Raw genomic sequence first — 679 nt, forward strand, 5'->3', positions numbered from 1 at the left:
ATCATCAAAGGTTCGGCACGTAAAGCACTGGACGGCGACACCGGTCCTCTGGGCGAGCAAGCCATCATGGCCCTGGCCGAAGCACTGGACAGCTACATCCCTACGCCAGAGCGCGCAGTGGACGGCGCCTTCCTGATGCCAGTGGAAGACGTGTTCTCGATCTCGGGTCGCGGCACCGTGGTGACCGGTCGTGTTGAGCGCGGCGTGGTGAAAGTCGGCGAAGAGATCGAAATCGTCGGCATCATCGACACCGTCAAAACCACCTGCACCGGCGTGGAAATGTTCCGCAAGCTGCTGGACCAGGGTCAAGCGGGCGACAACGTTGGTCTGCTGCTGCGCGGCACCAAGCGTGAAGACGTGCAACGTGGTCAAGTTCTGGCAAAACCAGGCTCGATCAAACCGCACAACCACTTCACCGGCGAGATCTATGTGCTGTCGAAAGACGAAGGCGGTCGTCACACCCCGTTCTTCAACAACTATCGTCCACAGTTCTACTTCCGTACCACCGACGTGACCGGTTCGATCGAACTGCCAGCGGACAAAGAAATGGTTATGCCAGGCGACAACGTGTCGATCACCGTTAAGCTGATCAACCCGATCGCGATGGAAGAAGGTCTGCGCTTCGCGATCCGCGAAGGCGGCCGTACCGTTGGCGCCGGCGTGGTAGCGAAAATCCTGG

Annotated in this window: 1 protein-coding gene; it reads left to right on the forward strand. The window is 59.4% G+C overall.

Annotated elements, in window-relative coordinates; translation table 11 throughout:
- On the forward strand, window positions 1-679 hold a 679-nt coding region (locus GTP44_RS26810; RefSeq protein WP_267875267.1), incomplete at both ends, for an EF-Tu C-terminal domain-related protein.

Source organism: Duganella lactea (assembly GCF_009857505.1).
Taxonomy (GTDB): Bacteria; Pseudomonadota; Gammaproteobacteria; order Burkholderiales; family Burkholderiaceae_D; genus Rugamonas; species Rugamonas lactea.